Source organism: Streptomyces sp. NPDC031379 (assembly GCF_055569615.1).
This window is the reverse complement of the sequence record NZ_JBVIIT010000040.1, coordinates 32,973-53,885: the sequence shown is the minus strand read 5'-3', so window position 1 is coordinate 53,885 and position 20,913 is coordinate 32,973. Positions and strand designations below refer to the sequence as shown.

At 71.3% G+C, this 20,913-nt stretch carries 17 protein-coding genes; 14 read left to right on the top strand and 3 right to left on the bottom strand.

What is annotated here, in order from left to right:
- Positions 1 to 19: 19 nt before the first annotated feature.
- Positions 20 to 1,246: a glycoside hydrolase family protein gene (locus ACZ5CW_RS38720; RefSeq protein ID WP_468610079.1), complete on the top strand. Its 1,227-nt coding sequence runs from the start codon at positions 20 to 22 to the stop codon at positions 1,244 to 1,246.
- 114 nt (positions 1,247 to 1,360) lie between these two features.
- Here ACZ5CW_RS38720 and ACZ5CW_RS38715 read toward each other — a convergent pair whose 3' ends face one another.
- The gene (locus ACZ5CW_RS38715) at positions 1,361 to 1,870 is read right to left on the bottom strand and encodes a GNAT family N-acetyltransferase (RefSeq protein ID WP_468610078.1); all 510 of its coding nucleotides are present in this window, start codon (positions 1,868 to 1,870) and stop codon (positions 1,361 to 1,363) included.
- A 359-nt stretch (positions 1,871 to 2,229) separates the two neighbouring features.
- On the opposite strand from ACZ5CW_RS38715, the gene ACZ5CW_RS38710 reads away from it, so the two are divergent.
- Positions 2,230 to 2,970 carry an SDR family oxidoreductase gene (locus tag ACZ5CW_RS38710; protein WP_468610077.1) on the top strand — a complete coding sequence of 247 codons (741 nt, stop codon included), beginning with the start codon at positions 2,230 to 2,232 and terminating at the stop codon, positions 2,968 to 2,970.
- Positions 2,971 to 3,168: 198 nt separating this feature from the next.
- Here ACZ5CW_RS38710 and ACZ5CW_RS38705 read toward each other — a convergent pair whose 3' ends face one another.
- Entirely contained in the window at positions 3,169 to 5,634 is a 2,466-nt protein-coding gene (locus tag ACZ5CW_RS38705; protein ID WP_468610076.1) for a tetratricopeptide repeat protein, read from the bottom strand.
- 179 nt (positions 5,635 to 5,813) lie between these two features.
- Here ACZ5CW_RS38705 and ACZ5CW_RS38700 point away from each other — a divergent pair, with 179 nt between their 5' ends.
- The 7 genes from ACZ5CW_RS38700 to ACZ5CW_RS38670 all read left to right on the top strand — a co-directional run bounded on the left by ACZ5CW_RS38700 (position 5,814) and on the right by ACZ5CW_RS38670 (position 12,644).
- Entirely contained in the window at positions 5,814 to 6,269 is a 456-nt protein-coding gene (locus tag ACZ5CW_RS38700) for a carboxymuconolactone decarboxylase family protein (RefSeq protein WP_468610074.1), read from the top strand.
- 63 nt (positions 6,270 to 6,332) lie between these two features.
- On the top strand, positions 6,333 to 6,812 hold the full coding sequence (locus ACZ5CW_RS38695) for an iron chaperone (RefSeq protein ID WP_468610072.1): 480 nt from the start codon (positions 6,333 to 6,335) through the stop codon (positions 6,810 to 6,812).
- Between the two features lie 356 nt (positions 6,813 to 7,168).
- Complete coding sequence (locus ACZ5CW_RS38690; protein ID WP_468610070.1) at positions 7,169 to 7,423, top strand: hypothetical protein; 255 nt, start codon at positions 7,169 to 7,171, stop codon at positions 7,421 to 7,423.
- A gap of 209 nt (positions 7,424 to 7,632) precedes the next feature.
- On the top strand, positions 7,633 to 8,454 hold the full coding sequence (locus tag ACZ5CW_RS38685) for a hypothetical protein (RefSeq protein WP_468610068.1): 822 nt from the start codon (positions 7,633 to 7,635) through the stop codon (positions 8,452 to 8,454).
- Positions 8,455 to 8,584: 130 nt separating this feature from the next.
- Positions 8,585 to 10,141: a glycoside hydrolase family 30 protein gene (locus ACZ5CW_RS38680; protein WP_468610066.1), complete on the top strand. Its 1,557-nt coding sequence runs from the start codon at positions 8,585 to 8,587 to the stop codon at positions 10,139 to 10,141.
- 72 nt (positions 10,142 to 10,213) lie between these two features.
- Complete coding sequence (locus ACZ5CW_RS38675) at positions 10,214 to 11,521, top strand: ThuA domain-containing protein (protein WP_468610064.1); 1,308 nt, start codon at positions 10,214 to 10,216, stop codon at positions 11,519 to 11,521.
- A gap of 43 nt (positions 11,522 to 11,564) precedes the next feature.
- Positions 11,565 to 12,644, top strand: a complete 1,080-nt coding sequence (locus ACZ5CW_RS38670; RefSeq protein ID WP_468610062.1) for a protein kinase family protein — start codon at positions 11,565 to 11,567, stop codon at positions 12,642 to 12,644.
- Between the two features lie 82 nt (positions 12,645 to 12,726).
- On the opposite strand, the gene ACZ5CW_RS38665 is transcribed toward ACZ5CW_RS38670, so the two are convergent.
- Complete coding sequence (locus ACZ5CW_RS38665) at positions 12,727 to 13,737, bottom strand: questin oxidase family protein (RefSeq protein ID WP_468610060.1); 1,011 nt, start codon at positions 13,735 to 13,737, stop codon at positions 12,727 to 12,729.
- A 299-nt stretch (positions 13,738 to 14,036) separates the two neighbouring features.
- On the opposite strand from ACZ5CW_RS38665, the gene ACZ5CW_RS38660 reads away from it, so the two are divergent.
- The 5 genes from ACZ5CW_RS38660 (at position 14,037) to ACZ5CW_RS38640 (ending at position 20,859) form a co-directional block, all read left to right on the top strand.
- Entirely contained in the window at positions 14,037 to 14,660 is a 624-nt protein-coding gene (locus tag ACZ5CW_RS38660; RefSeq protein WP_468610058.1) for a LuxR C-terminal-related transcriptional regulator, read from the top strand.
- A gap of 105 nt (positions 14,661 to 14,765) precedes the next feature.
- Positions 14,766 to 16,664 carry a M6 family metalloprotease domain-containing protein gene (locus ACZ5CW_RS38655; protein WP_468610056.1) on the top strand — a complete coding sequence of 633 codons (1,899 nt, stop codon included), beginning with the start codon at positions 14,766 to 14,768 and terminating at the stop codon, positions 16,662 to 16,664.
- Between the two features lie 48 nt (positions 16,665 to 16,712).
- Positions 16,713 to 18,515 (top strand): S8 family serine peptidase, encoded by a 1,803-nt coding sequence (locus ACZ5CW_RS38650; protein WP_468610054.1) that lies wholly within the window; start codon positions 16,713 to 16,715, stop codon positions 18,513 to 18,515.
- A 29-nt stretch (positions 18,516 to 18,544) separates the two neighbouring features.
- Positions 18,545 to 19,624, top strand: a complete 1,080-nt coding sequence (locus ACZ5CW_RS38645) for a ComEC/Rec2 family competence protein (protein ID WP_468610052.1) — start codon at positions 18,545 to 18,547, stop codon at positions 19,622 to 19,624.
- Between the two features lie 35 nt (positions 19,625 to 19,659).
- Positions 19,660 to 20,859, top strand: a complete 1,200-nt coding sequence (locus tag ACZ5CW_RS38640) for a patatin-like phospholipase family protein (RefSeq protein ID WP_468610050.1) — start codon at positions 19,660 to 19,662, stop codon at positions 20,857 to 20,859.
- The last annotated feature ends 54 nt before the right edge of the window (positions 20,860 to 20,913 follow it).

The following is a 20,913-nucleotide window of genomic DNA, read 5'->3' as shown; positions in this document are numbered from 1 at the left end:
GATCAGTTGGAGGACATTCATGAGCATTTCCCGGCGTACTGTGCTGGCCGTGACAGCCGGAGCCACGGCAGCCGCGGCCTCACCGGCGCGGGCTGCGGGAGCGGCCGGTGACCACGACCCGGCGTCGGCTGCCCGGGTGCTGCGTGCGACGGCCGACTACGCGACGGAGAAGTTGCGCGCCGTCGCGCCGGGCGTGAGCGCCTTTCCCGTCGGGACGAAGTTCGAGAAGTGGGTCTTCTCCCAGAACGGCGACTGGGTGGGAGGGTTCTGGCCGGGCACGCTCTGGATGGCGTACCTCTACAGCAAGGACGACGCGTTCCGGACGCTGGCTCTCGACTCGGCCCGCAAACTCGCTCCCCGCCGGTACGACGCCACCACCCACGACCTCGGATTCCTCTTCTCCCCCTCCTGGGTCACCGCCTGGCGGCTGACGGGCGACGACAGCTGGCGCGCGGGTGCCGTGCAAGCGGCCGAGTCGCTGATCCGGCGATACAACCCGCGCGGCCGCTTCATCCGGGCATGGGGCGCACTCGACGACCCCCGCAACGCGGGCCGCGTCATCATGGACACGATGATGAACCTCGATCTGCTGGTCTTCGCCGGCCGGCAGACGGGTGACGAGAAGTACCTCGAGGTCGCCATGGAGCATGCCAGGACGGCGCAACGGGTCTTTCTCCGCCCGGACGGCTCGACCCCGCACGTGTACGACTTCGACCCCGACAGCGGCGCACCGATCGGGCCGAACACCGTCCAGGGCTACAGCCCCGCCTCCTGCTGGTCCCGCGGGCAGGCCTGGGGCATCTACGGGTTCACCACGATCTACCGCCGGACGGGAGACCAGCAGTTCCTGTCCACGGCACGCAGACTCGCCGACTTCGCGGTGGGAGCGCTCGGTGCGGACCACGTGCCCGTCTGGGACTACCGCGCTCCGCAGCAACCCCACGACATCAAGGACGCGTCGGCGGGCGCCGTCATGGCCTGCGGGCTGCTCGACCTGTCCGCCGCGACGGGCAGGCCCGAGTACCGCCGGATCGCGCTGCGGATCCTCGTCGCGCTGTCGGAGACCTGCCTGACGCGCGCATCGGCCCGCGCCGACGCGATCGTCGCCCGCTGCACCCGCAACCGGCCGGCCGAGGACGGGATCGAGATCTCCCTCCCCTACGCCGACTACTACCTGCTCGAAGGCATCCTGCGCGTCCTGCAGCCCCAGGACGTCGACCGGGCCATCGACCTGTCGACGCTCTGACGAACGCACCGCGCCTCCGGCACCGCGGCCCCCTCGGCATCGGGGCGGCCGCGGTGCCGGACAGCGGGCATCAGGCCGTCCGGGCGAGACACCCGCCTCGCTCGGCGGCGTGGATCAGATACCGAACGGCGCCGCGTAGTGGACGGTGCCGCCGGGCAGCGGACGGGCGTCGTCGAGGGTCAGGGCCATCAGGGCCTCGTCCGGGACGTCGATGCTCAGGCCGATGCCGTGGGCCGAGGCCCGGCCGAAGCCGAAGCGCGGGTAGTACGCCGGATGTCCGAGGACGACGACGTGGCACTCGCCCATGTCCCCGGCGGCCTTCAGTGCTGCGCGGACCGCTGCGGAGCCGGCACCGGTGCGCTGATGGGCGGGGTGCACGGCGACGGGCGCCAGACACAGCGCGGGGGCGTCACCGATGTGGCAGCGGGTGAGCAGGGCGTGGCCGACGACGGTGCCGTCGCCGTCGGTGCTGAGGAGGGAGAGGCCGTCGATCCAGGAGGGGTCGGAGCGCAGGGCGTCGACGAGGTCGGCCTCGGCCGGAGTGTCGAAGGCGGCCCGGATGATCTCGCGGACGGCGGGGATGTCGCCGGGCGTCTCGGCGCGCGTGATCCAGTGGTGGTGCATGCGGGCGTGATGCATGGCAGAGGGAAACCCGTTTCGAAGATGTCCGTTGTGGGATGCCCGGCGGACTCACGCTCCCGGCCAGGGCGTTTCAGGACGAGGTCAGGCCACGGCCCGGGACGTGAGGGAGACCCGGACGCGACAGACGGTGGCCCTGAGCGCGGTCATCGACCTCACCTCCCTGATTCCTCGACTCCAGCCGGCACACGAACATCCGGAAGTCTACACAGGGCTGGGCTCTCCGCCTCGGCTGTCACCGATCCGGCCGCTGCCCCGTCCTGCTGATGTGCGTGTCGCGCACCGGGTCCGGCGAGATCGCCGGTATCCGTGGGAAAGAACCAGTCAGCGAAACGGAGACAGTGATGAAGATCGTGGTCGTCGGCGGTACCGGGCTCATCGGCTCGCAGGTGGTGGCGCTTCTGCGCGACCGTGGTCACGAGGCGGTGGCGGCCTCCCCCTCCACGGGCGTCGACACCCTCACCGGCGAGGGGGTGGCGCCGGCCCTCAAGGGCGCGGACGTGGTCGTGGACGTGTCGAACTCCCCGTCCTTCGAGACCGAGGCGGCGCTGGACTTCTTCACCCGCTCGGCGCGGAACCTGTTCGACGCGGAGCGGGAAGCCGGTGTCCGCCACCACGTGACGCTCTCCATCGTCGGCGTCGACCAGGTACCCGACTACGGCTACTACCAGGCCAAGGTCGCCCAGGAGGACGCTGTGCGCAGCGGCGGCGTGCCCTACAGCATCGTGCGCGCCACCCAGTTCTTCGAGTTCATCGCTCCGGTGATGAACATGTCGGCCCAGGGTACGGAGGTGCACCTGCCTTCGACACGGCTGCGTCCGATCGCCTCCGCCGATGTCGCCGCCGCCGTCGCCGAAGCGGCGCAGGGTGAACCGTCGTACGGCGTGCGCAACATCGCGGGCCCCGAGGTGCAGCGGCTGGACCGACTCGGTGAGATCACCCTGGCGGCGAAGCCGGACGGCCGCTCCGTCGTCACGGACGAGTCCGCCGGGCTGTTCGCGGGCATGCCCGACGGGGTCCTCGTCGGCGACGACACCGTGCACGTCGCTGCCACACGCTACGAGGACTGGCTGCAGGAGAACTGACCCGGCGCCGTACGCGGACCGTGCGCGCGTGTCGTCCATGCCCTGCGCGACATCGCCGCGCGAGCGGCCGGGGCTCGTCCATGTCGACCGTCGTCCCGTCCGACCGGCGTGCCTCCGGCGCGCGGACATCCGCCGGGTGCGCTCCTACGGCGGTCACGCCGGGAGAACCCGGTACGTCTGCCTCGCGGCCGCCTCGGGTCACGTCCGGGAGGCGAGGTGCTCCAGGAGGGACTGTCCCGCCGCGCGGTGCTCGGCCGCCCCTGCCGGGTCCGTCTCCTCCAGCACGGTCGCGATGCCTTCGTGGGCCAGGGCTTCCGCGTACCGGTTGCCCAGCCTCGGGGCCAGCTCCAGGGCCTGCCGGTGCAGCCGCAGGGCCTCGTCGGGGAGGCCGGCGAGCCGGCAGGTCTCGCCGTAGCCGTTGAGGAAGTGGATCTTCCAGTGTTCCTCGAACAACTCGTCGAGCAGCGCGAACGCCTCCCGGTGGCCGGCCAGCGCCTCCTCGTACCGGCCCATCTCCCGCAGCGCGACGCCCAGGCAGTTGAGGCACCACGCCTGGTTGTGCAGGTGTCCGTCCTCGCGGGCCAGCGCCAGCGCCTGGTACAGGTGCTCCGCCGCCTCGTCGCCTTCCCCGCGGGCGATGGCCACGCCGAGCGTGATCCGGGCCGTGAGAGCGGGCGGCCAGGCGGGGTCGGTGTGGGGGACGTCCAGCACCTCCCGGGCCCGGTGCGCCGCCTCCTCACGGTGTCCCAGCTGGAGCATCGCCCAGGCCTCCGACGCGGCCGCGTACGCCGTGCCCGTCGGGCAACCGGCCTGCTCGTACAGTTTCCCCGCCTGCCGGAAGAGCGCGAGCGGCTCCTCGACAGCTCCCGTGTCCCAGCTCAGGTAGCCGCGGCGCAGGGCCAGCTCGGCTTCCGCCCGCGCGTCGCCCGCCTGGGACAGCCGGACTCCGGCCGCCTCGTACGCGGCGGCGGCCTCGGTCATCCGGCCCGCGTTGTACCGCGCGAAACCCAGATCGCTGTGCGCCTCGGCCAGGGACAGCGGATCACCGAGGCGCTCCGCCGCGGCGAGCGAGCGCTCGAAGAGGACGTTGAGGTGCGTCGTGCCGCAGCGCCGGGCGAAGTAGGCCCGCAGGAAGCGGGGCAACTCGCACACGTGGGCATCGGCGCCGACGGCCGCCGCCGTCTCGAAGGCGGCGATCAGGTTCGCGTACTCCGCGACGAACCAGCCGAAGGCCGCGTTCCGGTCCGTGAACCGCGGCAGTTCGGCCGGGGGCCGGCCCGCGGAGGCGGCACGGCCGGGCGACACGAACGGCATCGCGGCGTCGGCGGCGGCCGCCGCGTGCACGTAGTAGTCGAGCACCCGGCCCAGCGCCCGCTCCCGCTCGGCCGCCGGGTCCTGTTCCGCGGCGGCCCGGCGCGCGTGCTGGTGCACGAGGTCGTGCAGCCGGTAGCGGCCCGCCGTCGGCTGCTGGACGAGGTGGGCGTCGAGCAGGTCCTCCAGCATCGCCCGGGCGCTGTGCAGCGGCACGTCCGCCAGGGCCGCCACCACGTACTCGTCGAAGGACTCCCCGGGCAGCAGGCCCAGCATCCGGAACAGGCGGGCCTGGGTCCGGTTCAGCTGCCGTACCGACATGCCGAACGCCGCGCTGAACGCGGCGTCGAACTCGCTCGCGCCCTGCGCCATCCGCTCGACGAGGATGCCCACGGTCCACCCCGGCCGGTGGCGCAGCCGTGCCGCGGCCAGCCGCAGGGCCAGCGGGAGACGGCCGCACAGCCGCAGCACCTCGGCGGCGGACTCCGGATCGCGGGCCAGCCGCCCGTCGGGGCCGCCGGGGTCGCCGCTGGCACGGGCCAGCAGCTCAGCGCTCTCCTGCGGGCTCAGCACGTCGAGCGAGACCGGGGGCACCTCGTCCAGGCCGAGGAGCCGGTTGCGGCTCGTGATCAGGGCGACGGAGGGGCCGGCGCCGGGCAGCAGCGGGCGGACCTGGTCGGCGTCGGCGGCGTTGTCGAGGACGACGACGACCCGTCGGCGGGCCAGTTCCGACCGCCAGCAGGCGGCCAGTTGCTCGATCCCCTCCTGCGGGACCCGCTCGGACGGGACGTCGAGCGCGCCGAGCAGCATCCGCAGCGCCGAGTCCGGGTCGAGCGGGGGCCGGCCCTCGGTGAACCCGTGCAGGTCCACATAGAGCTGGGCGTCCGGGAAGTCGGCGGCGAGGCGGTGCGCGGCGTGCACGGCAAGGCAGGTCTTGCCGACGCCCGCCATGCCGTCGACGGAGACCGCCCGATGGCTGTCGACCGCGGTGAGCACGGCGGCGAGCTGGGCTTCGCGTCCGGTGAAGTCGGGCGCGTCGCGCGGCAGATCGTTGCGGGGCACCGGCCGGAACTGGCGGCTGCTCTTCGGCGGCGCCGGCAGGGGGTGGGAGGTCCGGTCCCACAGCGGGCGCAGGGGGCGGGGGTCGCGCTTGACGAGACGGCAGAGGGCGACCACCGCGGGCCAGGGCGGCACGGTCTGCCCGTTGAGGTAGCGCGAAAGCGACGAGGAGCTGAGGCCGGTGTCCCGCGCGAGGGCCCGTACGCCGAGCCCGGACAGTTCCTGGAGCAGCCGCAGCCGGGCCGCCAGCTCTTCCTGTGGGGCGGCCTTCGCCGTCCGCGCCTGCACGTCCACCGTTCCCCCGCCTTCCGTCCCGCCGCGGCAGCAGTCTCCCGAGCCAAGTAGCCCCTGGTCAAGGTCGTTTCAGCTGTCCCAGGGTGTCCCATCGCCGTGGTCGTGGCCGGCCGGCCCGGCTGTGATGGGGTCACGCCCCGACGGAACGGGGCACCGCCCCTGAAGAGGAGAGATCCGAGATGCAGTCCCGTATGCAGAACCCCGCCGTCGTCCTGTCCGACGCCATGCAGCCGATCCAGCAGCTTCTCAAGTCCGCGCACTCCGGTGGCGTGGACGGACAGACCCTGGAGCTGGTGCATCTGCGGGTGAGCCAGATCAACGGCTGCAGCGCCTGTGTCGACGGCGGCGCCAAGACGGCCCGCAAGGCCGGAGTCGGCGACGAGCGCCTGGCCACGGTCGCCGCCTGGCGGGAGGCCCCGTACTTCACCGAGGAGGAGCGGGCGGCCCTCGCGCTGGCCGAGGCCGCGACGCGGCTGGCCGACCGTCCCGACGCGGTGAGCGACGAGGTCTGGGACACGGCCGCCACCTACTTCGACGAGAAGCAACTGGCCGCGATCGTCCTGATGATCGGCGTCACCAACCTGTTCAACCGGCTCAACGCCACGACCCGCCAGATCGCCGGCGCGTGGGGGTGATGTTCCGGCCCCTGACCCGCCCGGCGATATGACATCCAGATCCGCGCAGAGGAGAAACCGGTCATGACGAACGCACGGAAGCCCGCCAAGACCGCCACGGCGACCGGCAGGACGTCCGAGAGCTTCACGCACGAGGAGCGCGCCGCGATGAAGGAGCACGCCCAGGAGCTGCGGGCTTCGGCGCGGCGGGGATCGCGCGCCGGCAAGGCGGCCGAGGACGAGGCCGCCGTGCTCGCGAAGATCGCCGAGATGCAGGAATCGGACCGGGTCATCGCGGAACGGCTCCACGCCGTCGTCAAGGCGAGCGCGCCGGACCTCGCGCCGAAGCTCTGGTACGGGATGCCCGCGTACGCCGAGGACGGCAAGGTCGTCTGCTTCTTCCAGAGCGCTCAGAAGTTCGGCGCGAGGTACGCGACGCTCGGTTTCAGCGACCGGGCGAACCTCGACGACGGCACCCTGTGGCCGACGTCCTACGCCCTGACGCGGCTGACCGCCGACGACGAGGCGAGGATCGGGGCGCTCGTACGGAGGGCGGTGCACTGACCTGCCACTTTCTCGCGACGGAGAGCCCACGGACCAGGCTCTCCTCGCGCCCTTGCGGGCGGCGACCGCACCGGCGTGAGCGCCCCCCGTCGCGAGGGGCACCCGGGCCGCGGCCGGTGCGGCCCGAGATGCTGGGTGGTCGAAGGGCGGCTAGCGTGTGAGGAAAGGGCCGCGTTCCGGGGGGTACGCCCGCCGCCGCAGGCGAGGGCCCTGCTCATCGGGTCCGACAGCCCGCGTACGCGAGCCGTACTTCCCGTCCCGACACGGCGGCACCCACAGCCGTGTCCTCCCTTGTGCGGCCCCGGTCATGCCCCTCGATTCGTAACCCCCACGAGGGGTGGAAAGAAGGTAGGCCCATGAAAGGTCAGCGCGTCAGGCGTCTTTTCGCCGCGTCTGCGGTCAGCGTTCTCCTGGCCGGTGGCACCGCCGTCGGCCTGGCAGGCACGGCCTCGGCAGCCACTCCGGCGAACGCCCCCACCAACAACGGCTGCTTCAATCGCGGTGGCTGGTGGTTCGGCCACTGCGACGGCTTCGGCAACCGTTTCGACCGTGGAGACTTCTTCCGCAGCGGCTTCCTCAACGGTGGCGTCGTGGTGATCGTGGTGGGCTGAAAGCGGTAGGAAGGAAAAGCAGCAGCACTACGTCCGCCCTCGCCGCGCCGCACGGCCCCTACCGGCCGGCCCGGCGAGGGCGGCAACCGCTGTGGGCACAGCGTCCGTCGTACGTCCGGGGCGCGTCGGCGTCCTGGGACGTGGCCGTCGGCTGCCGAAGAAGGGACACCACAGGGGGGAAGGGGTGTCCGCCGAGCAGGGAGTACGGCATGACGGGTGGCAAGGCGCGGTTCGACGACATCTACCGGCGGCCGGACCCGCGCGCGTACTTCACGCGGCTGGCCCCCCTGGAGTACGAGATACCGCACCACGCGCAGCCGGTCTTCCGGCGGGTGGCCGCCGAACGGGCCGCAGCCTACGACGGCCTGCCCGGCCGGCCCGTGCTGCTGGACGTGTGCTGTTCGTACGGCATCAACGCCGCCCTGCTCAATCACGACGTGACGCTCGCGGAGCTGTACCAGCGGTACACGTCCGAGGCGGCCAGGAAGCTGACGACGGCGGAACTGGCCGCGTCGGACCGGGAGTTCTACGCCGTGCGGCGGCGGCCCGACGCGCTGCCGGTGTACGGGCTGGACGTCGCCGGGCCCGCGGTGCGCTACGCCCAGGAGGCCGGCCTGCTGGAGGACGGCTTCACCGACGACCTGGAGCAGGCACCGCCCGGCCCTCGGCTGAGCCGCGCGCTGGCCGACGTCGGGCTGATCACGCTGACGGGCGGCGGCAGCTACGTCACCGAGCGGACGTTCGCCGCGCTGCTGGACGGGGCGCGGCGCCCGGTGTGGGTGTGCGCGTTCGTCCTGCGGACGGTGGCGTACGAGCCGGTCGTACGGACGCTGGCCGGGCGCGGGCTGCACACCACCGTGGACACCTCCCGCACCTACCCGCAGCGCCGGTTCACGGACGAGCGGGAGCGGCGGTTCGCGATCGAGGCGGTGCGGGAACTCGGCGGTGATCCGGCCGGACGGGAGGAGGCCGGGCGGTTCCACAGCACGCTGTACGACTCCCGCCCGCAGCACGCGTCCACCGGCTCCTGAGCCGTCCGCCCGGTCGACGGCTCCCTGGCCCCCAGGCAACGGCTCCCTACTACCGCAATAGCTTTACTTAAGTCTTGACTTAACAGGCGAGCGTTGCTTGGATCCACGGATCGAGGAGACAGGAGACGCTGTGAGCCGTTCCCTCACCGCCGCCACCGCCCTTGCGGTCACGACCCTGACCGCGCTGCTGGGCACGGGCCCGGCCGCGCACGCGGACAGGGCGGGGGCCGCACCGCACGGACCCGGACAGCTCGTGACGGGCACCTACTCCACCGGCGGCGCACACGCCTGGCAGCCGCTGCCGAGTGTCCGGATGACGGCCGGCACGGGCGGCGCCGCCGACGCCACCGTCGTCGTCGACACCGGTGCGGTCAGGCAACGCTACGCGGGCATCGGCTTCTCCCTGGACGAGACGAGCGTGTCCAACCTGTGGAAGCTCACTCCCGCCAACCGGGAGAAGGCCATCCGGCTGCTGGTCGATCCCCGCCACGGCGCGGGACTCGACCGGTTCCGGCTCACGATCGGCAGCCCCGACCTCATCGAGCACCTGCCGTTCTGGTCGGAGGACGATCTCCCGGCCGGCGTCGACGAGGACTTCGGCCTGAAGCACTTCTCCGTCCGGCGGGACATCGACCTGCACATCATCGACACGATCAAGCTCATCCAGCGCTACAACCCGAAGGCCACGTTCTTCGCCTCGGCGTGGAGCGCACCGGCGTGGATGAAGACGAACGACCGGTTCACGGGCGAGGTCGCGCTCAAGCCCGGCAGCACCACGGACTACTACCAGGTCGGCAAGTTGCGCGACGACTGCATCGACGTCTTCGCGCGCTACTACGTCAAGTTCGTCCAGGCGTACGCCCGGCACGGCATCCAGGTGGACGCCCTGACCCTGCTCAACGAGCCGGGCATGGACGTGGTGTACCCCGCCATGGACATCAGCGTCGCCCAGCAGCAGAAGCTGGCCCTGGCGATCAAGCGGGAACTCCGCGCCGCCCGGCTCGACACCCAGCTGTACGTCCATGACTTCAACTTCTGGGACTGGCGCGACCCCGACAGCACGGCCACCAAGAACTACCACCGCATCTTCGACGACGCCCCCGACGGATCGGTGACCGGCCAGCAGGTCCGCGGCGCGGCGGACGCCATCGCCTTCCACCCCTACTGGGGCGACCCGCGGGTGATGCGGGACGCCTACGAACAGACGGGAAAGCCGGTCCACCTGACCGAGACCAGCGACCTGTCCCCCGCCACCGTGCTCGACGACTTCCGTCTGGACGCCGCCTCCTACATCTTGTGGGCCCAGACCACGGACCAGGACGGCGGGACCCTGCACTGGACGCCCGCCCGCGACAACGACATCGACTGGGCGAAGGTCGGCGCCACGACCAAGTGGCCCGACCGGCTGGTCACCGTGGACACCACCAGCAAGGACTTCACCGTCCGCGACGAGCTGTACCAGCTGGGCCAGTTCGCCAAGTACCTCTCCCCCGGCGCCGTACGCCTCGAGTCCAGCGCGGCGGAGCACGGAGTCGGCAACGTCGTCTTCCGCTCGGGCGCCCACGCCTTCACCGCCGTCGTCGGCAACAGCACCGACGCCGACCGCAGGGTCCGCGTCGTCGTCGCCGACCGGTCGTTCGTCGTGACCGTTCCGGCGGGCTCCTTCGCCACGTACCGGTGGAAGTGACGCACGACCACCTCATCGTGAAGCCGGCGCATCCTCCCTCGTCCCCCCACCTCCGTACGACAGGAGCGACACGTGCACACTGGCAGAGCGTCCTCCCCCTCTCCCATCCCCTCCCTGTGCCTGCGGCTGCTGCTTCTGCTGGCCGTACTGACCGGCCTGGCCGCGGCACCGGCACAGGCCACGCCCCGGGCCGCCGCCGCTCCCTGCAAGGTGCTGGCCCTGTACAACGGCACGTGGGACGCGGCGCACATCAGCTTCGTCAAGGAAGCGAACGAGTGGTTCCCGAGGCAGGCCGCGGCCAACGGATTCACCTACACCGCCAGCAATGACTGGAACCTGCTCGCCGACGGCGGGGTGAACGCCTACCAGGTGGTGCTCTTCCTCGACGACCTGCCGCAGACGGCGGCCCAGCGCTCCGGGTTCGAGCAGTACATGCGCTCCGGCGGGGCCTGGATGGGCTTCCACGTCTCGGCGTTCACCACGAACGCCTCCGGCTGGCCCTGGTACCACAACCAGTTCCTGGGATCGGGCGACTTCAGGTCCAACACCTGGGGCCCGACCACGGCCGTGCTGCGCGTGGAGGACCGCACCCACGCCGCTACGCGGAACCTGCCGGTTACCTTCACCTCGTCGGTGAGCGAGTGGTACAGCTGGTCCAACGACCTGCGGCAGAACCCCGACATCAGGATCCTGGCCTCCGTCGACCCCAGCAGCTTCCCGCTCGGCACCGACCCCGACCAGACGTGGTACGGCGGCTACTACCCGATCCTGTGGACGAACACCAAGTACAAGATGCTGTACGCCAACTTCGGCCACAACGCCATGGACTACGCCACCGACACACCGCTGTCCTCGACCTTCGCCAGTGAGACCCAGAACCGGTTCGTCCTCGACGGACTGAGGTGGCTGGGCGGAGCGGCACAGACCGAGCCCCCGTCGGGGCCCGTCTCCGAGACGTCCTGGTACACGCTCCGCAGCAGCGGCAACGGCACCTGCGTGGACGCCCGCGCCGCCGCCACCGCCAACGGCACCGTGGTCCAGCAGTACACCTGCAACGGCACGACCGCCCAGCAGTACCAGTTCCGCTCCACCGACAGCGGCTACTTCCGCATCACCAACCGCGGCAATCCCCAGCAGGTCGTCGACGTCACCGACCGCTCCACCGCCGACGGCGCCCCGCTGCAGCTCTGGTCCTACTCCGGCGGCCAGAACCAGCAATGGCGTGCCGACCGGCAGCCCGACGGCACCTATCACCTCGTCGCCCGGCACAGCGGCCGATGCCTCAGCGCCGCCGCCACGGCCGCCACCGGCGTCCAGCTCACCCAGCGGACCTGCGACAACTCCGCCGCCCAGAGCTTCGGCCTCGTCGAACAGCCCTGACCCTGCCGTCACGGGGGGACGTTCAAGGGTACGGTCGGTCCCGATGGATGAGACCAAGCCGCTGTCCGCCGCGCGCGTGTCCGCTCACGCGACCGTGGGAGAACGGCTCTCCCTGCTCAGCGACCGCAGGCTCGGCGCTGCGCTGGCCGCCGCGCCGATGCTGGGTTCGGGCATCGGTGGCAGACGGACGGAGATCGAGGTCGCGGGGACACCCGTGTTCGTCAAGCGCGTTCCGCTGACGGACATCGAGTTGCGGCCGGAGCATGTGCGCTCGACCGCCAACCTGTTCGAGCTGCCTCTCTTCTACCAGTACGGCGTCGGGTCGGCGGGATTCGGAGCCTGGCGAGAACTGGCCGCGCACCTGATGACGACCGCGTGGGTGCTGAGGAACGAGTACACGGGTTTCCCGCTGCTGTACCACTGGCGGGTCCTGCCGGACCAGCCTCCCACCGGCTTCGCCGACGCGTTCGGCGGCGTCGAGGGGGCCGTCGCGCACTGGGAGGGATCGCCTGCCGTGCGCCGTCGGCTGGAGGCCATCGGCAGGTCCTCCTCCAGCCTGGTGCTCTTTCTGGAGCATGTGCCCCTCACGCTCGGGGCCCGGCTCGGCGAGACCCGTGCAGCGGCCTGGGCGGAGCCGGGAGGCGACCGGTCCTACCGGTGGGCCGAGGACGCGGTGCTGCGCGGGACCGCGTTCATGAGTGCGCGGGGGCTGGTTCACTTCGACACCCACTTCGCCAATCTGCTCACCGACGGCCGTCAGGTGTACTTCGCGGACTTCGGGCTCGCGCTGAGCCGCGACTTCGCGCTCTCGGCGCAGGAGGCCGCCTTCCTCTCCGACCACCTGGTGTACGACCGCAGCCACGCGCCCGGCCACCTGCTGCGCCACCACCTGCCCGAGGCCGTGCGCGGCGGCATGGAACACGGGGCCTTTCTGCGTGCGTGGGTCGCGGGCCACCGCCCCGACGGCGTTCCCCCCGGGATCGGCGCCCTCATCGACCGCCATGCCCCGCACGCCGTCGTCCTGGACGATTTCCATCGCCGGCTGCTCACGGAGAGCAAACGCACGCCCTTCCCCGCGGCCGAGATCCGGCGGGCCCTGGCGAGCACCTCGGCAGCGGGCTGAGAAGGGGTCGCCCCGGCTCCCTGCGCCGGGCCGCCGGGCCTTCTCCCCCACACCACGGCAGCGTCGCCCGCTTCACCGCCTCCTACCCCAGCGGTTCGCTCAGGTCGATGGCGCGCAGTGCCGACGCCAGCGCCCGCTCGTCGCCCACGTCGAGGGCGGTGTCGGTCAGTTTGACGACGTGTTCGTCGCCGTGTGCGAGGGCGCGTTCGACGACCTCTTCCGGGGTGAGGGTGCCCGGTGGGGTGTAGGCGACCGGGGTGTCGGGGGCGTACATGGCGGTCACCGCCGCGGAGGCGGTCCAGGCGGCGTGCAGGCCGGGCACCCACAGGGCGCGCGGGAGCGCGGGCAGGGTCCGCAGTACGGCGTTGGGGGCGGTGGCCGCGTGGACCAGCATCGTCTCCTCGCCGTGCCCGTGGGTGGCGTACCGGTGGGTGGCCGCTCGTACCAGTTCGGTCAGCCGTCGGTGCGCGGCGTCCGGGTCCGTGACCGCCGCCGCCCACCGAGGAAGGCTGCGGACGCGGGCGAGCCGTGCGGGGAAGCCGCCCTCCCGTGCGGCGACGGGAGTCACCGCGTCCAGGGCGGCGGTGGCGCTGTCGGCCGCGGGCAGCAGGGCGATGCCCGTGACGGGGCGGTGGCGGGCGGCCCAGTAGCCGAGGCCGTGGGCGAGTTCGGCCAGGCGCGGTTCGGTGCTCTCGCCGGAAAGCAGGGTGCGCACGGCATGGCCCACCCGGATCACCGGATGGGTGGAGCCGCCGTACATGCCGGGCAGCAGTCGGGGCCACCACCGCGCGAGTACGTCGCGCCAGGGGTGCGCGGCGATCTCGCGGTCGAAGAAGCCGATCCAGTCGGCCGCGCGGCGGGGGTCACCGAGCGCGAGACGCCAGTTGGCGGCCGTGACCGGCTCGACGCCGGACGGGAACTCCTCGAGCTTGCGTGCGTACCGGTCGAGCCACGAGTGCACGGCGTGGGCCTGTCCGCGCGCGGCGAGGGCCTCGACAGCCATCGGAGCGTGATTGGTGAGCCGCCCGAGCCGCTCGGGTCCTGTGCGGTGCAGCCGCTGGAGCGCCTCGTCGAGGGCGCCTGTCGTATCCATGGCGGGGACGGTAGGCGGAACACCGCGTCGGCGTAACCGGCCAGGGGCTTAGGTCCCGGCCTAGGTCCGGGCCATGGTCCCGGCCTGGACAGCACCGCCGGGCCCGGGTCCCGCCCCGGAAGGGCCGGGCGGGCGTCCCGCTATCCCGGCCCTCCGCGACGCGGGTCAGTCACTCCTCCGCCTGGCGTGCCGCCCCGCTCTCCGGCGCCCCGGCATGTTGGACTGCCGTGGAGGATCACGACTGAAGCTGTGAGGCCATGCCGGCACACGGGCGCCGGCCCGGCCGGAGTGAGGCGCCCATGAGTGCGGAATTAAGACGTGTGGCCGTCGTCGGCGACTGCCCGCTCCTGCGCAGGGGCGTGGCCCATGTCGTCGAGGACGCCGACGGCCTTGCGCTCGCCCTCGCCACCCCGTCGGCGGACGAGGCCGCGCGCGAACTCGGCCGGGGTGACATCGTGCTCGTCGACCTCACGGTGCCGCCCTCATGCCTGTCGGAGGTGGTGGGACGGCTTGCCGCCCACGGCGTCTCGGTGCTGGTCCTCTGCTCCGGCCTGGACGACGCCGCCCTGCCCGCCATGCGCGCCGGAGCCCGCGGCTGCCTCAGCCGACAGGCCGACGAGCGGGAGCTGCTGGCGGCGATCCGGCTCGTGGCCGCCGGCTCCTCGTACGTCTCCGCGGATCTCGCCGTACGCCTGGACACGGAGCCGTGCTGCCATGTCACGGACCGCGAGCGCCAGATCCTGGAGCTGATCGCACATGGGGAGACCGACCACGGCATCGCCGTCCGGCTGGGCATCAGCGAGCACACCGTGCACTCCCACCTGGACCGGCTGCGCGACAAGATCGGCTCCCGGCGACGGGCCGACCTGACCCGCTTCGCCATCACGCACGACATCATCCCCGTGGCGTCCTGGCAGGGGTAACGCTACCCCTGCCCGGCGTGGGTTCTTCTGCCCTGTGCGGCTCCGCCCCCGCCCTTCACACTGAGGTCGAGCCCCCTCGTGCACCGTTCCGGGAGGTACTTGGCGATGAGTGGCATCTTCGGGGACACCCTGACCTTCAGCCAAGAAGAGGGCGGCGGTGTCGAACTCGTCGCCTTCGGCGACGACAAATACGCACGATACGAGACCGTCGACGGATACTCCGCCGTCTACGACGCCGACTACGGCGCCTACTGCTATGCCGAGACCGACGGCGCCGGCGCCGAACGCCGGTTCGTCTCCAGCGGCATACCCGTCTCCCAGCCGCCGCCCGAGGGGCTGCCACGCCATCTGAGAGAGGGGCAGGTCTACCGGAGAGAGGTGGTCAAGGGCCGGGTCCTGCAGATGATCCCGGAGGAGGAACGGGCCACCACCGACCCCGACTCGCTGCTCACCTTCGGCCCGGTCAAGGGCCTGCTCCCCGGCTTCGCCCTGACGAAGGGCGACGTCACGGGCCTGACGATCCTGGTCGACTTCCCCGACACACCGACGCAGGTGACGGTCGACGAGGTCTCCGCCCTGCTGAACAGCCCCCACTTCACGGCCAACGGCAACCGCTGTTCCGTGAAGGAGTACTTCCGCACCATGTCGACGGACAAGCTCAGATTCACCAACACCGTCGTCGGCCCGTTCCGCATGAGCCGGCCCCGGCTCGCGTACGGGCTGGCGCGCAACAGGGGCAAACTCGTACCCGAGGCGCTGCAGGCGGCCGCGGACGCCGGTGTGGACTTCAGCCGCTTCGACTCCCTCGGGCGCGGTGTCGTCGACTCCGTCTGCATCATGTACGCGGGCCAGACGGAGTTCCGGGAGGATCTCTGGCCGCACAACTCGCGTTTCCCCGCCGAGATCGACGGCGTGCGGACGGACTTCTACACCATCACGAGCATCGGTGACACGGCGGCCGATCTCAGGATCGGCACCTTCTGCCACGAGAGCGGGCACCTGCTGTGCAGATTTCCCGACCTCTACGACTACGGAACGGTCGAACGCGAGGGTGACGACTTCACCAGCGCGGGCATGGGCACCTACTGCGCCATGTCCGCCGGCGACCATCTGGGCGACGGGTTCCTGCCGTCCGCCGTCTGCGTCTACCTGCGCCGTCTGGTGGGCTGGACGCGGGACGTCGACATCTCCGCACCCGGCTCGTACGACGCCAGGCAGGGCGAGTACGACACGGCGCTGATCTACCACAACCCGCAGCGCAGGGACGTCGAGTACTACCTCGTCGAGAACCGCAGCCGGCTCGGCTTCGACTCCGCCCTGACCTCCAGCGGGCTCGCCGTCTACCACTGCGACATCAAGGGGTCGAACGAGTTCCAGCAGGGCAACTCGGTACGCCACTACCAGTGCGCGCTGCTGCAGGCGGACGGCCACCTCGATCTGGAGACCGGCGGGAACTTCGGCGACGGCTCGGACCTGTACGGACCGACGGCCGGCACCGCGGTCTCGCACAGCAGCCGCCCCGCGTCCCTGTGGTGGGACGGCAGCGAGGCCGGGCTCACCATCTCCCGCATCGGTCCTCCGGGTGAGGTCATCAGCTTCCGCACCGGCGAGCAGGGCGTTGCGGGCACGCTGGTCAGCGGCCGGTCGGCCGCGGACGCCGCGATCCCCGACGAGGAGGTCGGCGGTCTGACCGACGCGATCTCGCTCGAAGGCGAGGGCACGGTCAGGGACCTGACGGTGACGATCGACATCGAGCACGGTCGCATCGGCGATCTGCGCGTGGTGCTGCTGGCTCCCTCGGGCCGCCGGGCCGTGATCCACAACCGCGCGGGCGGCGATACCAAGAACCTGCGGCTCACTCTGACGTCGACCCCACCGTCACTGCTCGCCCCACTGGTCGGTGACGCGGTGACGGGCAGCTGGAAGCTCAAGGTCACGGATGCGGTCCAGTCCGCCGCCGGCACCCTGCGCAGCTGGGAGATCGCCATTCACACCAACACCTGACCGTCCTGCGCCGGGCGCGTCGGGGAGAGCCGACCGGAGTGAGCCCCGATGGACCGAAAGAGACTCGAGGAACTCTTCTACGGGAAAGGTCCGAGACCCGTTCCGTGGGCGACGGACTGCCCGGTACGGTTCGACGCCCTGCTGGCTCTCGCCCATCCTCCCGAGACGGGTCCGGAGTCGCGGGAGGATCTGATCCTCGCCATCAACGAGGAACACGGTGTCCTGCGGGTTCTCGAGCGCTTCAAGATCCTGAACATGATGCTCGACTGCCAGCCGATCGCCTCCGGCAGCTTCGTGGCGGCGAAGCTGACGCTGCGCGAACTCGTGCAAGGCGTCCTGCCGATGACCAACCTCTACGGCGTCATCCGCGACGGGCAGGAGCTGGCGAGCCGGCAGGGGGGTGCCGGCATCCAGGACGCGCTCCGGGAGGACCCCCGGACGGTGCCCCGGCCCAGCGACATCCCCGACTGCTCCGAGCGCCGTCACGAGCGCAACCGGCACCTGCGGTGGTTCCTGAGACTGATGGCCGTCATCGTCGCGGAGTCGGATCCGGCCCGACGAGGCCCACAGCAGGCCGGTCCGTGGATCAGCGCACAGGTGTCCGACATCCTGATCAAGGTTCACCTGGACCCATCGGTGAAAGGGCCGCCGAACACCGCGGCCAGGGTCGTCATCGACCGCAGACAGCGGTATCCGGTCATGTCCGTGACGACCAACCGGCAGGCCTCCTCGGCGGTCACCCGGTCCCGTGCCACCATCAAGGCCGACGCCGCCGAACAGGTCTTCTCCGTGGACTGCAGCTCGATTGGCTGGGCCGTGGTCGACAGTGGCATCGACGCGGAGCATCCCGCGTTCTACGACTGGGACACCACCGCCACGCCGGAACCCCTGCAGCTGCAGTCCCGCATCACGCGCGCCTTCGACTTCATCGGCGTACGCAAGACACTGTCGCTCGACGCCCTGGACGACGACGGGCGCGTCGACTGGCCACGCGCCCTGCCGTACGTCGAGATCGCTCTGCCCACGGCGCCCGCCGCGGCTCAGCATCCCGGGATCGAGCGGCACGTGGACTACAAGACCCCGTCCGACCAGCACGGCACCCACATCGCCGGAATTCTCGGCGGCTGGTGGCCGCGTCCCCACCGTGACTTCCGTGGCATCTGTCCGAGGATCCAGCTGTACGACTTCCGGGTCCTCGACGACGAAGGGCTGGGATACGAGTTCTCCATCGTCACCGCCCTTCAGGCCATCCGGTACATCAACGAGCAGGCGGGACGGTTCGTCATCGCCGGCGTCAACATGAGCCTGTCCGTACCGCATGACGTGGCCAGCCACTCGACCGGCTGGACGCCCGTCTGCATCGAATGCGACCGTCTGGCGCGCTCGGGTGTCGTGGTCGTCGCGGCGGCCGGGAACTCCGGATACGCGGGAGCCGTACGCACCCTGGGCGAGGACTACCGCGGTACCAGCATCTCCGATCCCGGGAACGCGGACTCCGTCATCACGGTCGGCTCGACACATCGCTCCAATCCGTACCGCCATGGCGTCAGCTACTTCTCCAGCCGCGGTCCCACCGGCGACGGGAGGCCGAAGCCCGACCTCCTGGCGCCGGGTGAGGACATCGACGGCCCCGTTCCCGACCGGGGCATCGCCGCCCTGCACGGCACCAGCCAGGCGGCGGCGCACGTGAGCGGAGCCGCCGCCATGCTCCTGGCACGCAACCGGGAACTGCTGGGGAGGCCGGAACGGGTGAAACAGATCCTGTGCGGGACGGCGACGGATCTGGGCCGGGAGCGGCACTTCCAGGGGGCCGGGCTGGTCGACGTCCTCCGTGCGATGCAGTCCGTCTGAAGCGGGAGGGGTCCGGAAGGGACCGCGCCATGTTCACTTTTGACTTCCTCAACGCCCTGCACGGAGACTGCTTCCTGGTGCGGTGGGGGACGGCGAAGGAACGGGTCATGCTCGTCGACGGCGGGCCGAACCCGGTCTACGAGACATCGCTGCGCGACCGCTTGTCACAGCTCGCGCCGGGCGCCGACGGCATCCCGAGGATCGACGTGGTCTGCCTGTCCCACGTCGACGACGACCACTGCGCCGGACTGCTCGCCCTGCTCCGCGAGATACAGCACGCGAGGGACGACCAGGAACCCGATCCGTTCACCGTGAAGAGGGTGTGGTTCAACTCGGTGGACGAACTGGTGGACCACAACTCGCCCGGGCTGAGCGCCTCGACCCGGCAGGTCGTCGACCGTGCCGCGGAAGGGAACTCTGCCGTCAGGGCCAGTTACAACCAGGGACGTGCCATCCGGGACGCGGCGGCCGGACTGGGGCTGGAGGGCAATCCCTCGTTCGACGGGCCGCTCGTCTCGGGCGGGGAGGCGACCCTCGACCAGCTGCACGTCACGGTGGTGGCCCCGGACACCGAGGCCCTGGGGCAACTGGAGGAGCGCTGGCTCGCGGCACGCAGACGGGGGGACCCGGACGTCATCTCGGCGGCCTACACGGACGGCTCCATACCGAATCTCTCCAGCATCGTTCTGATGCTGACCCACAAGGGCCGCACCGCACTGCTCACCGGAGACGCCCGAGGTGACCGCATCCTCGCCGGACTGCGCGCCACAGGGCTGCTCGACGGCTCGGGGCCGCTCCATGTCGGCCTCCTGAAGCTGCCCCACCACGGCAGTGACCGCAATGTGGAGAGCGACTTCTTCGACAGCGTCCACGCCGATCATTACGTGATCTCCGCGGACGGGGTCAAACACCACCATCCCAGCGAGGAGACGCTGCGCATGCTCGTCGGTTCGAGAGACCGCGACGACGAGTACACCATCCAGCTGACCAACCGGATCGGCTTCGCCGACGACACCCTCAGGAAGCTGCGGAAGAACCGGCACTTCACCGTCGAGGTCCGGCCGCCCGCGGCTCCCGCGCTCGTCATAGAGATCGGTGATGAGTCATGAACCCGTCCCACCGCGTCGGAAGGAGCCGCTGGGCCGTGGACTCCCCCGCCGTGGGCACCGGCCTGCAGGCCCGGCCCTGCGGTGACACCCTGCGTCCGGCCGCGCCCGCCCCCGTGGACGACCCGGTCGCCGTCGCGCTCTCCGGAGGCGGCTTCCGGGCGACGCTCTCCGGGCTGGGCGTCGTACGACTGCTCGCTGACGCGGGCATCCTGTCCCAGCTCAGTTACGCGTCGTCGGTTTCCGGAGGGTCGATCGCGGGCGGCTTGCTCGCCACCGCCTGGCCCGCGCTGAAGAAGCAGGGCTGCACCACCGCGGCGGTCGACGAACTCGTCGTCGAGCCGGCCGTCAGGCGGATCAGCTCCCACTCGCTCAGGAAGGCACTCCTGCGGGGGCTGTGGCGCACGGCGGGCCCGCTGACCCGTACGCAGCTCCTCGCCCAGCTCCTCGACGAGTGGTTCTTCGACGGAGCCGTGCTGGAGGACCTGGACCCGCAGGTCCGCTGGATCCTCAACGCGGCGAACCTGACCACCGGTGTCCGGTTCACCTTCGAACGCGATGTGTGGGGCGACTACACGATCGGGCTGGCTCCGACGGCCGGTACCGGACTGAGGCTGAGCGTCGCGGTCGCCGCCTCCGCCGCGGTGCCCGGGGCGTTCCCGCCGCTCGTCCTCGACCCCGCGAGCTTCCCCTGTGCCACTGACGCGCCCGCCCTGCTGGACGGAGGCACGTACGACAACACCGGCACGGAGTCCATCGACGGCGAGCGCTACCGCGATGTCTTCCTGGTCGTCCTCAACGCCGGCGGCCTGCTGCGCCCGGGTGTGTACAGCGGGATTCCCGTGATCCGTGACCTCGCGCGCGCCAACTCCCTGTTGTACCGGCAGAGTACGGCTCTGCGCACCCGGCTGATCGTCGAACGCTTCCGGCGCGGTCGGGCCGTGGGCGCCGACGAGCCGTTGCCGCCGGGTGCACGCAGAGGAGTCCTCGTGGGCCTGGCCACCGACTTCCCCGAGGACGCCTCCGGGCGGCTGGACCTGTGGCGGGGGACTTTCACCGAGCACCGGACGTACGACGGCCATGACCTGTCGCTCGTACCGACCGTCTTCGACCGGCTCGACGAATCGCTGTGCCGCGCACTGGTGTACCGCGGCTGGTGGCTCGCGGGCGCCGCGCTGGCGGCCTACCATCCCCACCGTCTTGCGGACATCACCTCGCTCCGGCCGCCGCCGCTGTGAGACGACGGGTTCGCCCCGCGTATCGCGCCGTCAGGGACCGCCGGGTGCGGTGTG